The following is a 13,894-nucleotide window of genomic DNA, read 5'->3' on the forward strand; positions in this document are numbered from 1 at the left end:
GTACTAATTTTCTATCCTACAAAGTGTCTTCTAGCTTCTTCAAATAGTCATAAATTTCTATCTGAGAACGAAGTTTTTTACGATTTCCCCTGCGAACGTACTTGTTGCTCTGATCCTTGTCAATCACTCGAGCCTTCAGGGTATCTTTAAATTGTAGCTCCATTATATCAACAATGCGCTGCTGAAGACCTTTATCATACACTGGACAACCTACTTCAATGCGGTTGTCCATGTTACGGGTCATCCAGTCAGCAGAAGATATATACACTTTTCTATCGCCGCCACCTTCAAAAATCATCACGCGAGGGTGTTCGAGAAATCTATCAACAATAGAGATAATTTCGATGTTTTCGCTTATTCCTTTTATCCCTGGATTAAGTGAGCACATACCGCGCACTATACCGCGGATCTTAACCCCCGCCTGGCTAGCCCGGTACAAATCATCAATGAGTTCTTTATCAACAAGGTTGTTAATTTTGAAAGTGATTTGTGCCTTTTGGCCTTGGTTCAAATGCTGAATTTCTTGACGAATTAACGACTGAATTTTGGTTCTGGCGTTTAATGGCGATATTTGAAGATGCTGGAACTTGTAGCGTCGGTAAGGGTATTGAATAAGATCGAATACCGCCACGCCTTCATCGGCGAGTTCTTGATTACGGGTGAATAAGCTGTAGTCGGTATAGATCTTTGCTGTTTTCTCGTTGAAGTTACCCGTACCGAAATGCGCATAGTTCACCAAACTGCCCCGTTCTTCACGGGTCACAATACAAAGTTTAGAGTGAATTTTAAGGGTAGGCACACCAAGCACAACGCGTATACCTGCATCAGTCATGCGCTTAGACCATTCGATATTTGCCTCTTCGTCAAAACGGGCGCGAAGTTCTACCACAACGGTTACTTTTTTGCCGTTGTCTACTGCGTCAATCAACGAGTTTACAATGCGTGAATTACTGGCAACACGATAAATATTAATACGTATGGTCTTAACATTCGGGTCGAAAGCCGCCTGACGCAAAAACTCGGTGAAGTGTAGGAAGCGATGGTACGGGTAGTATAGTAGTATGTCTCGTGCAGTAATGGCATCGAAAACGGTGTTGTACTTAGAGAATGCCTTGCTGTCGATAGCAGGCAGCGGCGTATGCTCTAAATATTCTCGACCCACATTAGGGAAGCCAATAAAGTCTTTAAAGTTACGATAGTGCCCAGCAGCGTGCATGGTATCTAGCTTGGTTATCTTAAGTCGCTTGCGCAAGTCAGATTTCATGTCCTCTGGCATATTCGTGTCGTAGATAACACGCACAGGCTCAGCGATAAGGCGCTGCTTCATACTTTCAGACATCTTTTCAACGAAGCTTTCGTCAATTTCTTCGTTGATAGAATATTCCGCATCACGCGTCATTTTAAACGAGAATGCTTCAATTTCGTCGAACTTCACGAAACCGCGGAAAATGTCTTCGATACACAGCTGAATCATGTCATCGAGCATAATAATGCTCTTCTTCTTGCGGCTTTTTTGCGGTGGGATCAGCATAAAGCGCGACATTTCAGAGGTAGGAACCTGAATAACCGCAAATTTAGGATTGCGGTCCTTTCTTCTAAGCGCCACATATAAATACACCGACGTACCGTTCAAACGGCTAAGTAGGTCGGTCTTCTTATCTATTAAAATAGGTGCGATGTGACGCAGTGCTTTGTTAACGAAGAAGTTGCGTACCCACTGCTTTTGATAATCGTCTAAATCGTCTTTTCGAAGAATATGTATGTTGTAGCGAGCTAGGGACTTAACCACATCCTTATGAATTTGGTCGAACTTTTCAGAAAGCTGGACTACCTTTTTCTGAATAAGTGCCATAAGAGCGGTTTGGCGTTCAGCTTCCTCTTCATTGCCGTCATTTTGCGCAATGGTAATTTGTCGTTTCACGTCAGCGGCGCGCACGCGATAAAACTCATCTAGGTTATTTGAGTAAATACCAAGAAAACGAATTCGCTCCACGGCGGGATTGTTTTTATCTGCGGCTTCTTGCAATACGCGTTCGTTAAACGCAAGCCAGCTTAATTCTTTGGGATAATATAAAACGTCGTTATCCATAATGTCTCAATTCACGTTCATAAAAATGGTCAAAGACTGCCATCAGTCAGTGACACTACTGTGACAACACGTATTCTGGTGCAAGTGCGCACGCATTGCGTTGTGGTTATTCCATTAACTTTCAATATGATAAGTTCGTAATTGTGATGCGCGGATAGTGTATGGCACCACAAATACGCCCTTGTTTTTATCGCTTCGCGGTAATATCCACCACCAAATCGTTAGCCAACGACTCCAGTGAGTCTTGCAATGCGCCGTCGTCAAAATCTTCTGGCACCGCAATTTCTGCTTTTGCTTTGAAAATCAGGCTGCCCCAGTTAGGCGCGCTTTCACAGTGTGAAGCAAAGGTGAGAATATTCAAATTGAACTGGTTTAAAACAGAGGTGAGCTCTTGGACAATACCGGTTTTGTCATTGCCCATTACATCAACCGTCAATTTGGTGGTGTTGTTATTTTCACTGCTAGCTACCGCTACAGATTGCACCGACAAATCTTTAATGGCGTCTAGCGCATCTATTAAGCCCTGTTTGTTCTCATCGGCAACATGTACTTCTACAAAACCGGTGAACATTCCCGCCATATGCGCAAAGCTCGACCCTTGCCAGTTGCCCTCATGTTTGTATACACACTTAGCCAGTGCGTCTACTAAACCCGGCTTGTCTTTACCCATAATGCTTATAACCAATGATTGCATACGATGCTCCTTATTGGGCGTGTAGAGAAAAACTTTGATCGTCTTCCTGTTGGGTAATACCATAGGCGCAGAGTAGGTTGCGCGAAGGTAATGCTTTAAACTTTCACTTGCTATTAGCATAACAAAACTTACACTGCTCACCAGTGCAATTTAGGGTTATTCTTCTTAAAAATGAAGAATTTCGAAAATAAGAATTACTAAACAGCCGCATGACTTTCGACAGCAACAGCACAAACAAAAAACGCCAGCGAAGCGACAGGTGGTCACGCTATGTAGTGACCGGCTTCGGCGGCCTTGTTTTGTTGACGTTAGTTATTCTTATTACCCATCTAATCAGCCAAGCTCTGCCGTTGGCATATACCCCTAGCTTAAATCATCTGTTGAGCTTGAAAACGTCAGATAATGAAAAAATTATCAGCGCAGGCGACATCATTAACAGTCAGCCAATGCTGGTTAGGAAGTCTGACTGTCGATTGGGATTAAAGTTGCTTAAAGGCGATGCTCTGGTAAGTAATCACGATTACATCCGTCCTTGTGAGCATAGACTGTCTTCCCACAGTGTGATGGGAGAGAACTATATCGTAGACGTTTCTCCCAACGCCCAAGTGAGAGTTTTACCGGTTAGATCGTTCAATATGACCGACGGTAGCGCAGAGGATATTGCCACAAGTACGCCGCAAGCGGCGTTGTCGAACAGCATTACGTTCGCGCTTCCCAAAGATGAGTGGGAGAGACGCAGTGACTGGAGCATTGCACTGTCCTCAAAATGGGCAGTGGTTTCTATCGTTCAAGACAATAAAGTGTTTATCCGTTGGGTAAATCGGCTTCGTCCTACACAGGTGGTGGATAAACGGTTTCATAATATAGACAGACTCGTACTGTTACCCGGCAGTCAGAGCGTGTTACTCCAAGTGGATGATGCCCTTTTCCTAAATAGGCTCACGGATGAAGGGGCGTCACTACTGCCAATAGCAGGAAACATCACAGCGTCAATAGATGAGAAGATTGTATTCCCACTTGCTAAAGACCGCACCTTTTTCCTAATGAACAGCAATACACAGGCACTTACTCGCTGGGTGCTGAGCAAAAGCGATAAAGGCCTTACCTTTGAACAAACCTACCAAGTAGCGCTACCAGGAGAGAACGTTAAGGATGTGGCAGAACATGCCAGTATGAACTTAGTGGCAGTGCTGACCGACAAAGCAAGAGTGTTGTTGGTAAACCGTGTATCAGGCGATGTAGTAGCATCACAACAGATAGAGCGTTCTGCTGAGAATATCATTTGGTACGGCAATAAGCTTTATGGCTATTCAGATAGCACCTTATCAGTATGGGAAGGCAGGCACTTAAGCGGCGTTACTACATGGGCCTCTCTGTTTGAACCGCAGCACTACGAAGGGTATGAAACGGAAGAAACCGTATGGCAAACCACCAGTGCCTCTGATTTTCAAGAGGCAAAGTTTAGCTTAACACCGCTATTAATAGGCAGTATTAAAGCCTCTCTTTTAGCGCTGCTTATTGCTATTCCGGTTGCTATCGGTGCCGCAATTTACACCGCGTTTTTTGCTAAAAGCCGCCTTCGCAACGTTATTAAGCCGGCTATCGAATTGCTCGAAGCGATTCCCAGTGTACTCATCGGCTTCATCGCGGCTATTTGGTTGTCGCCAAAAGCTGAGCAGTTTTTATTTTCCTTTGCCTTTTTCCTAATCGTTATCCCTTTTGTGCTTATTGTCGTTGCCCTGGTACAGCGCCCTGTTGCGGAATACTTACCAAAGAAGCTAAGACACGGAGCAGAGCTACTATTTGCTATAAGCGGAGTGTTCCTTTTAGGTTATATTAGCGTGGAGTATGCGCCTTCACTTATTTTCTCGGTAATGGGAGTAGACGGGTTTACAATGCTTGCGGCCGAGTCCGATAGTCCCATCGGGAAAACGACTATAGTGGTAGCGTTAGCGTTAGGTGTGGCCATATCACCTAGTATCTATTCCCTTGCTGAAGATGCCATAAACGGCGTTCCAAATGATTTAAAACACGCCTCTTTTGCTTTAGGCGCCACACGACTACAGACCTTACTTCATGTTGTGCTTCACGTTGCACTACCGGGTATTGTTGCCGCGATTATGCTAGGTTTCGGCCGCGCGTTTGGTGAAACCATGATAGTCCTTATGGTGACGGGGAATACGCCAATCTCCAGCTGGGGCTTGATAGAAGGTTTGCGAGCACTTACTGCTAACTTGGCAATCGAACTTCCAGAAGCAGATGTATCATCGGCGCACTATCAAATTCTATTTTTCACCGCGTGTATTTTGTTTCTGTTTACCTTCTTGGTAAACACCATGGCAGAGCTATTGCGACAGCGTATAAGAAGTAGGGCGTACTATGGTTAATCGAACAACGTTTGGGTTAAGTGCGGTACAGCGTCAATCGTTAGTCATTAGCTTAACGGCTTTTTTCACCAGCCTGCTGCTTATTGCGCTAGTTAGCGTTCTTATACTTATTAGTTTTCGAGGTACGGCATATTTTTGGCCAGAACCCATCTATACGGTTACCGGTACGCATCAAGACGGCACAAGGTTTTCGGTGCTTGCGAACCTATTTGATGAATCAACAAATGAGGATGTGACACTTAAATTCTCAGATGCTCAGCATCCTTATGGCTTTCAAATCCAGTTATCTCGAGAGGAAATAGAGACTTCTCTACTTGCAAACCAAAGCGCAGAAATAAAATTGTTAGACGGCAGGCGTGTGTTGGCAATTCCTGAATACATCGTCGTGCCATCTAAACCGCCTCAACCTCTTGGAAACATTGATATTGTGCTAGAGGAAGTGGCTCAAATAAGCGCTCAAATTGAAGATTTAAATACGCAACACCTTGCACCTATTCACGAAGCGCTATCTCAATTTGATAAACGTAATGTTGTTGCCGACGCGCCAGCAAGAGAGCGTTTAGTGGCATCGTTTGACGAATACCAAAAGCGTGTGGAAGCGTTAGAAGCAACACGAGCCGAGTATACCTTATTGGTAAGTTTTGCTGACGAAACGCCTTTTGTTATTCCCATATCTAGTATTCAAGATGTGGATTTTGTCAGTCGTCTAAGTACATGGGAAAAGTGGCAGGTGGCGTTTTCGGAAATCGGTGTTTTTCTCACCGATTCCCCTAAACAAGCGAATACCTCAGGTGGCGTCTTCCCTGCGTTGTTTGGCACTGTACTCATGGTATTTTTAATGACCATCATCGTAACGCCCTTTGGTGTATTAGCCGCTATTTACTTGAGCGAGTATGCACCTAACACGGCGCTTACCACCATTATTCGTGTCAGTGTAAGCAACATGGCAGGTGTACCTTCTATCGTTTACGGCGTATTCGGCCTTGGTTTCTTTGTTTATACCTTGGGCGGCAGTATTGATGAGCTATTGTTTAGTGACACACTGCCAGCACCCACAATGGGAAGCCCTGGCGTTTTCTGGGCTGCCTTAACCATGGCAATTTTGACCTTACCTGTAGTGATTGTGGCGACTGAAGAAGGCTTGCGCAGGGTGCCGGAAGGATTGAAAGCGGGCAGTTACGCATTAGGAGCTACCAAAATTGAGACTATAGTGCGTACCGTATTGCCTATTGCGTCTCCGGGTATTATGACTGGCGTAATTTTGGCGATTGCGAGGGCGGCAGGTGAAGTAGCGCCACTTATGTTAGTGGGGGCGGTCAAGTTTGCGCCAACCTTGCCTATAGATGGAGAGTTTCCTTATCTCCACCTTGATAGGCAGTTTATGCATTTGGGCGTGCTTATTTATGACGGAGCGTTTCACAGCCAAACTGATGGAAAGAGCGCAAGCATGATGTTTGCCGCTTGCTTGCTTTTACTCGTGGTGGTGTTTGTATTAAATATTCTGGCAGTTGTACTTAGAGCGCGCCTGCGCAAACGCTATCTCAAAGGATAATACAGGTTTTGTAACATGTTGAAGTTGTTTGAACACAATACGCTGAACGTTAACGACATTGGTGAAGAACAAACTGCGGTAGAGGTTAAAAACCTCAACCTGTGGTTTGGCAACAAGCATGTGTTAAACGACATCAGCATGCGGATCCCAAAAAACAAAATCACAGCGTTAATTGGTCAAAGTGGTTGTGGTAAATCTACACTCATTAGCTGTTTCAATCGCCTTAACGATTTGTATGACGGTTGCAAATACGATGGTGAAATTATTATTGATGGGCAAAACATCAATAGCCGCAAAGTAAATGTGTCACGCCTAAGAACGAACGTGGGCATGGTTTTTCAGCGACCCAACCCCTTTCCTATGAGCATTTATGAGAACGTGTGCTACGGGCTTAAGCTTCAAGGCGTTAAAATTCGTCGACACTTAGACGACGCGGTGGAAAGCGCACTGAAACAGGCGGCGCTGTGGGACGAGGTTAAAGATCGTTTATTTGAGTCCGCTCATGTTTTATCTGGCGGTCAGCAGCAGCGTTTGGTGATTGCAAGAGCACTGGCTTTGAAGCCCGACATTCTACTTCTTGATGAACCAACCTCGGCCCTTGACCCTCTAACCACACTTTTTATCGAAGAACTGATGGATGCATTAAAGAAACAATGCACCATTATTATCGTGACGCACAACATGCAGCAAGCGGCTAGGGTAAGTGACTACACCGCCTTTTTCCATCAGGGCAGACTGATAGAATATGCAGACAGCGATACGCTGTTTACTATGCCAGATAAGAAGCAAACCGAAGACTACATAACGGGGCGATATGGATAAGGTAGCAGTAGGTGTGTGTTCTCACATGGGTTTGTACCGCAATGCTGAAGTTTGGCAAGACGTAGCGGTTTGTCACGATAGTTCTGCCACAGGTAGCGGCACGATTGATTGTCGTTATTCGTTATGCTTACGCCGCGAGGAGAAAACACCATGCGACAGGTAGCCTTAAACACGCATATTTCGGGTACATTTAATATCGAGTTGGAAAACTTGCGTAACTCGGTATTAACCATGGGGGGCGAAGTTGAACAGCAGCTGGTGGATACGTTAAAAGCGGTAAAGCACAATCATGCCGCTCTGGCTGAAAAAGTGGTGTTGAACGACTTAAAAATTAACTCCATGGAAATTCAAATTGACGAAGAGTGCTTGCGCATTATTGCAAAACGTCATCCTACCGCCAGCGATCTACGTTTAATTATGACCATTTCCAAAGCCATTACCGATATAGAGCGAATGGGCGATGAAATCGAGCGTATAGCCAAACTAGTAACGCGCAATAAGTTGCCGAGCTCAGATACCATTAAGAGCAGCATGTTACTCATTGGCGAGCGCGTGGCCGCCATGATGCGCGGCACATTCGACGCTTTTGCTCGTCAGGATGAGGCTGCGGCATTAGAAGTGTACGACCAAGACAACCGAATTGATAGTGAATACAAGCGTCTGCTGTCGTATACCACCTCCGAAATGCAGAAAAGCACCGATGACATGCAGGATTGGTTGGATGTTTTGTGGGCAATGCGCTCGTTAGAGCGCATTGGCGATAGATGTAAGAATGTGTGTGAGTATGTGGTTTATCTTACTCGGGGTACCGATGTTAGGCATACACCGTTGGAAAATATGCAACAAAAATTGGAAGATTTGACGTAATCCTGTCCAAATGGTCAGTACGATTTTGCGTATTGATATTCAAATATGGATACATGCGAAATTTATTTGTCATAAAACTGAAATATTTGGTGGATTTATCATCGCATTCAAATAATTCCGCATACTTTTATCGTTTTTCAGTGATTTTCGCTATGGCTTCTAACATGATTACGTTATCATGCGCCGCAGCCAAGAACAGATCGTGCAAAATTTAATCGAACCTTATGATAAAACACAATTTGTCTTTAACTTCATTCTCTAGCCTTTATGGTGAAGAGATCATGCTACTTACTCAAGTAGCGTCCAGCCTAAATCGCGTTTAGATCGGGAGCGATTATCCGTGGAATTTTTTGAAAGTTATGGCCTAATTCTTATAATCCTTGCCGCCGGCGTTGGTTTCGTCATGGCATGGGGTATTGGAGCGAATGACGTTGCCAACGCAATGGGTACGTCAGTAGGTTCTAAAGCTTTAACCATAAAACAAGCCATTATCATTGCAATGATTTTTGAGTTTGCTGGCGCCTACCTAGCAGGTGGCGAAGTAACGTCTACCATTCGAAAAGGGATTATCGACTCAACCTATTTTATAGACATACCTGAATACCTTGTATTAGGCATGATCTCATCACTACTTGCAGCTGGAATCTGGCTTGCGGTAGCGTCATGGTTGGGGTGGCCTGTATCTACCACTCACTCAATTATCGGTGCAATCATCGGTTTTACTGCCACTGGCGTCAGCATGGACGCAGTAGCATGGGACAAAGTGGGTGGTATTGTTGGTAGTTGGGTAGTAACCCCAGCTATTTCAGGCATCATTGCTTATCTTATTTTCATGAGCGCGCACAAGCTCATCTTCCAAACTGCCTCTCCGTTTGCAAATGCTAAGCGTTATGTGCCGTTCTATATGGCATTAGCGGGCTTTGTGATGTCGCTTGTTACTATCAAGAAAGGCCTTAAGCACGTTGGTTTAGAGCTAAGCGCTGTTAACGGATATGTGCTGGCGATTGCTATTGCCGTAGCGTTGGGCTTCTTGGGTAAATGGTTTATCGGCCGTATGAAGTTCAGCGGTTCTGAAGATGCAGACCTACAGGCGGCTAACGTTGAGAAAGTATTCGCACTTCTAATGGTAGTAACAGCCTGTTGTATGGCGTTTGCCCACGGTTCAAATGATGTAGCTAACGCTATTGGACCATTGGCTGCGGTAGTTAGCGTAGTAAGTAGTGGCGGCGAAATTAACTCTAGCACTACGCTTGCACCTTGGATCCTTCCTCTTGGTGGTTTAGGTATTGTTGCGGGTCTTGCGCTATTTGGACATCGCGTTATCAAGACCATTGGTCAAGGTATTACACACTTAACACCAAGCCGCGGTTTTGCAGCAGAACTCGCTGCAGCGTGTACGGTAGTTATCGCATCAGGTACGGGTTTACCTATTTCGACTACCCAAACGCTTGTAGGAGCGGTACTAGGTGTAGGTCTGGCGCGTGGTGTATCAGCGCTTAACCTAGGCATTGTGAGAAATATCGTCGTATCGTGGATTGTTACGTTGCCTGCAGGCGCAATCCTCTCGATTATTTTCTTCTACATTCTTAAAGCGTCGTTTGGCGTAGCGTAAAACACAGCGCTTACAAACGTTCGTATTAAGCGAAAAGAATTAAAAAAGGCCGTGCTTGAAGTGAAGCACGGCCTTTTTGTTTGTGGAATGTTTTCTTTAATCAATAGAGATAGGCGTTTCAAAGCCACGGGGTTTAACGCCCACAACGGCACATTTAAGCTGATGGATAGTTTCTTCTGCGGTGTCGCCCATGATGTAGCCAGGCACACCTAAACGTGCCACTGTGCCCATAACAATAATGTCGGTATCAAGGGATGTGGTTGTGGCTGCAATTTCTCTTCGAGGGTAACCGTGAACAATGTGCTTCTGAGGTTTCAAATACTCTAATACATTGTCATCCAATTCATTGCCTAGTTCTTCAAGCAATTTGTCTAGTTCCGATTCACGCTCGGCATGGATTTTTGCAAGATCGGTTTCCATTCTATCGTTATCAACCGATATGAAACCGTCTCTTGCTATGTTCTCAGGAACCGCATCAAAAACGTGAACAATGTGTAGCTGTGCAAACTCTAACAAGGCTATTTGGCTTGCGTGACGCAAAATGTCGCGATTAAGATCGCGCCTAATAGACACTTCATGCTGTGGATAGTGATAGTTCAAATCCAGTGCTGCAACTACGTTTTTGTACTGACTGCGAGGCTTGTGGTTAATGATCCAAACCGGGCAAGGGCATTTGCGGAATAAACGCATATCTAAGCTTCCGAATAGCTTATCTAGAAAGCTCTCTTCTGCCCGTTTAATTACTAGATCGATATTGTTCTTTTTTACATAACGCACAACGTCAATAAGCGGCTGACCTACCGTTACCGCAGTAGACACAGGATAGTGTTTTCCCCAGCTTTCCGCTTGTTCTTTTAACCAATGCTGGGCTTGGGTTTCCATGGTTTGCTGAGAATCAACATAAGAGAAAGACTCCATGACCATACTGGCGTTGGGCGGCAAAGATTCTAACGAAAGCATAATGGTAAGCGAGGCTTGATGCGCTTTGGCGATATGCAGTGCTTGGGCTACCGTATCATCTTGACGATGAGAGTCGCTCAATACACATAAAATGTTCTTATAATGTCCTTTCATACTGCCCTCAATAGTTAATCGCTCTATTGACTGAATGATACAAGAGCGGGTCTTACTTCGCTGTAAAAATATGTTGCGTATAACGCTTTAATTTAATCCTAACGCTACTTATGGGGGCTTTCCAGCGGGAAATGTCAAATTCTCAAAAGCTTCTTATAGATTGCACAATAAACAGAATTATCTACCTCTTTTTTAGGGTGTTGTATACGTACAGCTGCAAATAATAGAAGATCGCTCTCGTTAACCATGGGCATCAACCCTAGGCGCTATTTAATCTTTATGTTAGATTAATCCAATATTTTTTAATCCCTTTTTAAATAATTGTGAGATGCCCATGAAATGGCCTAATCTTAAGCACCTGCACTATTTGGTGACGCTACATCAAGAGCAACATTTTCACCGTGCTGCACAGCGCTGTAACGTAAGTCAGTCAACATTGAGTACGGCCATTCAGAACCTTGAGGAGCACTTCGGAAGCCAACTTCTTGAGCGTGAACATAAAACCTTTGTGTTTACATCGTTGGGACTAGATATTGTTGAACGCAGTAAAGTGCTACTTCAGGAAGCGGGAGAGCTGGTTGAGTATGCGCAAAACGCGGGTAATTGGCAGCGAGGCACTTTAAAACTAGGTGTTATTCCAACCATTGCGCCGTTTCTTTTTGAAGGCATGATGGGGGCGTTTTCTGCATTTTTACCCGAGATCAACTTAGAAATGCAGGAAGACACAACGGAGAAGTTGCTACAGCAATTGACCGACGGCAGGTTAGACTTACTTATTCTAGCGTTGCCAATGGAAACACCAGGGTGTAAACAGATGGTCTTAGGGCATGACCCGTTCCATCTTATTGCGCACAAAGATATGGCTGAGCAACTACCTAATCCTGTCGACATTTCAACCTTGCCCAAAAAGAGTATTTTCTTACTGCAGCAAGAGCACTGTATGACCGGGCATGCGGTAAGTGCGTGCAATCTTCAGCACAGCGACCAAATTAGCAGCGTAGCGGCTAGCAGCTTGTATACCTTGGTGCAATTAGCGAATAGCAAAATGGGCTACACCTTCTTACCTGAACTTGCGATAAACCAGTCTATTCTTGAGCACACAGGTCTTAAGAGCTTCCCCGCTGAAGAGCAGGGGTTTCGTGAGATTGGCTTAGTATGGCGTTCAGGCACGACACGTATGCAGCTGTTTCGTCGTATTGGTGAAATTATCTCGCCACTGCTGCCTATTCCCACGTTAAAATAAGCTTGGCGCTGAGCGCGCTACCTTTCATATTTAACTAAAGCGGTTGAGCCTATAGGTTCAGCCGCTTTTTTATTGCTGACATCAAGTATTGTCTTGTGCACCAACCCCAAAGAAGTTCTTCATCTATCGCTTAAAGCACAGTTTCATTGGCGTTATTCCCTAAATGACAATTTATTTATCAATTAAACAAACTTTTTTGCAAAGCTTATCGACTTAATGGTTAAGTAAAAAAACAGAGCGTAAAAACGGGGAACGGCGTGTTTAATAAACGAGATGAAAAACTCGTGGAACAGGCATTAAAGGGTAATAAAAAAGCGTGGTTTACGCTTATATCTCGCTACGAAACCGCTATGTATCAATACGGTATTCGAATGACAGGGAATAGCCATGATGCAGCAGATTTAATGCAGGAGATTTTTATCTCTGTGTTTCGCAGTCTTGCTTGTTTTAAAGGTGAGGGCAGTTTTAAAAGTTGGCTCTATCGCATTGCCCACTGTCGCTGCGTTGAACTGTATCGCAAGCGAAAGCCGCATTCTGACATTGACGATATACAGGCGCCACTTTGCGGTGCGCCATGCCCTGAAATGCAGCTTTATAGCGACAGAGAGAGTAGAGCATTAACGCAGGCTATGCAGACCCTTCCTTTGGGCCAAAAGGCGGTGGTGGAGTTGAAGTTCTTCGGCCACTTCACGTTCGAAGAAATTGCACAGCAAATGGATATCTCAGTAAATACCGCTAAGTCGCGACTTTACGCAGCCTTAGCAAAGTTGAAGTTGGAGTTGGAATAATGACCTTATATGACAAAGAAGCCTTATTCTCAGCTTATCTGGACAACTCGCTTGATAGCGAGCAAGAAAAGCAGTTTAACGCGTTGTGTGATTCAGATGCTGAGTTCGCGCAGGCGGTAAAAAATAGCGCCCGTTTGAACAGCGCAAGTGCAAGCTTCGTTGCTCCGGCACTTCCCCAGTGGGACAAAGAACAGACCTTTTTTAAGAAAGATGAACCACGTTCGCTGTCGTCTTGGTTTAGCTTGCCAGCGTGTGCCATGGCCATGTCTGCGTGTGCGCTGTTAGCCGTACTCACCGGCGCAAAGCTGTCGTATAGCGATAACGGTATAGCGCTTACGTTTTCAAACAAAAGCGCCAACACAGTAGATGAAATGGTTGAGCAGCGCGTTACGCAGGAAGTTGCTAAAGCTTTAGGTGAGCAACGTGATTTCTATCAACAAGCAAACCAAACACTATTCAAAGAATACGCTCAGGCGCTATCTACACAGCAGCAACAAAGCAGTGCAGAGCTTACTAAGTACTTGTTAGCGTCGAGTAGGGAAGAACGCAAACACGACTTTGCCGAGCTTATTAAATTTATCAACGAGCAGCGTATTGATGATCAAAGATTCTATGCACGCCAATTTACGCGTCTACAGGATGAAATTGATGACATTGAAATAGGGTACAGCGCGGTAAATTTACCTAACAGCCGTTCTGAAGTGCCATTAACCATGCCGTATGAAACAAACAATCCACAGTCGTCGCTAGATGATTAATGTAATTA

12 protein-coding genes are annotated in these 13,894 nt (G+C 44.6%); 9 read left to right on the forward strand and 3 right to left on the reverse strand.

The genetic code is table 11. The features are described from left to right. Positions 1 to 16 precede the first annotated feature (16 nt). Both ppk1 and AWH61_RS01335 read right to left on the reverse strand, forming a co-directional pair. Positions 17 to 2,089 carry a polyphosphate kinase 1 gene (ppk1, locus tag AWH61_RS01330; protein ID WP_014948398.1) on the reverse strand — a complete coding sequence of 691 codons (2,073 nt, stop codon included), beginning with the start codon at positions 2,087 to 2,089 and terminating at the stop codon, positions 17 to 19. 187 nt (positions 2,090 to 2,276) lie between these two features. Further along, positions 2,277 to 2,783, reverse strand: a complete 507-nt coding sequence (locus AWH61_RS01335; protein WP_014975755.1) for a glycine cleavage system transcriptional repressor — start codon at positions 2,781 to 2,783, stop codon at positions 2,277 to 2,279. A gap of 209 nt (positions 2,784 to 2,992) precedes the next feature. Here AWH61_RS01335 and AWH61_RS01340 point away from each other — a divergent pair, with 209 nt between their 5' ends. The 6 genes from AWH61_RS01340 (at position 2,993) to AWH61_RS01360 (ending at position 10,023) form a co-directional block, all read left to right on the forward strand. After that, positions 2,993 to 5,170: an ABC transporter permease subunit gene (locus AWH61_RS01340; protein ID WP_075176030.1), complete on the forward strand. Its 2,178-nt coding sequence runs from the start codon at positions 2,993 to 2,995 to the stop codon at positions 5,168 to 5,170. Next, positions 5,163 to 6,722, forward strand: a complete 1,560-nt coding sequence (gene pstA, locus AWH61_RS01345; RefSeq protein ID WP_075176031.1) for a phosphate ABC transporter permease PstA — start codon at positions 5,163 to 5,165, stop codon at positions 6,720 to 6,722. Before AWH61_RS01340 ends, pstA begins: the two co-directional genes overlap by 8 nt. Positions 6,723 to 6,737: 15 nt before the next feature. Then, positions 6,738 to 7,544, forward strand: coding sequence for a phosphate ABC transporter ATP-binding protein PstB (gene pstB / locus AWH61_RS01350; protein WP_039230783.1), 807 nt, complete (start codon positions 6,738 to 6,740; stop codon positions 7,542 to 7,544). Further along, positions 7,537 to 7,707 carry a hypothetical protein gene (locus tag AWH61_RS20065; protein WP_155279921.1) on the forward strand — a complete coding sequence of 57 codons (171 nt, stop codon included), beginning with the start codon at positions 7,537 to 7,539 and terminating at the stop codon, positions 7,705 to 7,707. Before pstB ends, AWH61_RS20065 begins: the two co-directional genes overlap by 8 nt. After that, positions 7,695 to 8,411, forward strand: coding sequence for a phosphate signaling complex protein PhoU (gene phoU, locus AWH61_RS01355; protein ID WP_014948403.1), 717 nt, complete (start codon positions 7,695 to 7,697; stop codon positions 8,409 to 8,411). Before AWH61_RS20065 ends, phoU begins: the two co-directional genes overlap by 13 nt. Positions 8,412 to 8,751: 340 nt before the next feature. Next, the gene (locus tag AWH61_RS01360) at positions 8,752 to 10,023 is read left to right on the forward strand and encodes an inorganic phosphate transporter (RefSeq protein WP_039224609.1); all 1,272 of its coding nucleotides are present in this window, start codon (positions 8,752 to 8,754) and stop codon (positions 10,021 to 10,023) included. Positions 10,024 to 10,119: 96 nt separating this feature from the next. Here AWH61_RS01360 and AWH61_RS01365 read toward each other — a convergent pair whose 3' ends face one another. Continuing rightward, positions 10,120 to 11,097, reverse strand: a complete 978-nt coding sequence (locus tag AWH61_RS01365; RefSeq protein ID WP_014975760.1) for a universal stress protein — start codon at positions 11,095 to 11,097, stop codon at positions 10,120 to 10,122. 334 nt (positions 11,098 to 11,431) lie between these two features. Between AWH61_RS01365 and AWH61_RS01370 the strand changes: the two genes are divergently transcribed. From AWH61_RS01370 to AWH61_RS01380, 3 genes are all read left to right on the forward strand, one after another. Continuing rightward, a complete protein-coding gene (locus AWH61_RS01370; RefSeq protein ID WP_014948406.1) occupies positions 11,432 to 12,340 on the forward strand; it encodes a hydrogen peroxide-inducible genes activator in 909 nt (302 codons plus the stop codon). A gap of 257 nt (positions 12,341 to 12,597) precedes the next feature. After that, the gene (locus AWH61_RS01375) at positions 12,598 to 13,128 is read left to right on the forward strand and encodes an RNA polymerase sigma factor (RefSeq protein ID WP_014975762.1); all 531 of its coding nucleotides are present in this window, start codon (positions 12,598 to 12,600) and stop codon (positions 13,126 to 13,128) included. Further along, positions 13,128 to 13,886 carry a hypothetical protein gene (locus AWH61_RS01380; RefSeq protein WP_075176032.1) on the forward strand — a complete coding sequence of 253 codons (759 nt, stop codon included), beginning with the start codon at positions 13,128 to 13,130 and terminating at the stop codon, positions 13,884 to 13,886. Before AWH61_RS01375 ends, AWH61_RS01380 begins: the two co-directional genes overlap by 1 nt. Positions 13,887 to 13,894: the final 8 nt, after the last annotated feature.

The sequence above is a fragment of the Alteromonas sp. W12 genome (assembly GCF_001924945.1).
Classification (GTDB): domain Bacteria; phylum Pseudomonadota; class Gammaproteobacteria; order Enterobacterales; family Alteromonadaceae; genus Alteromonas; species Alteromonas macleodii.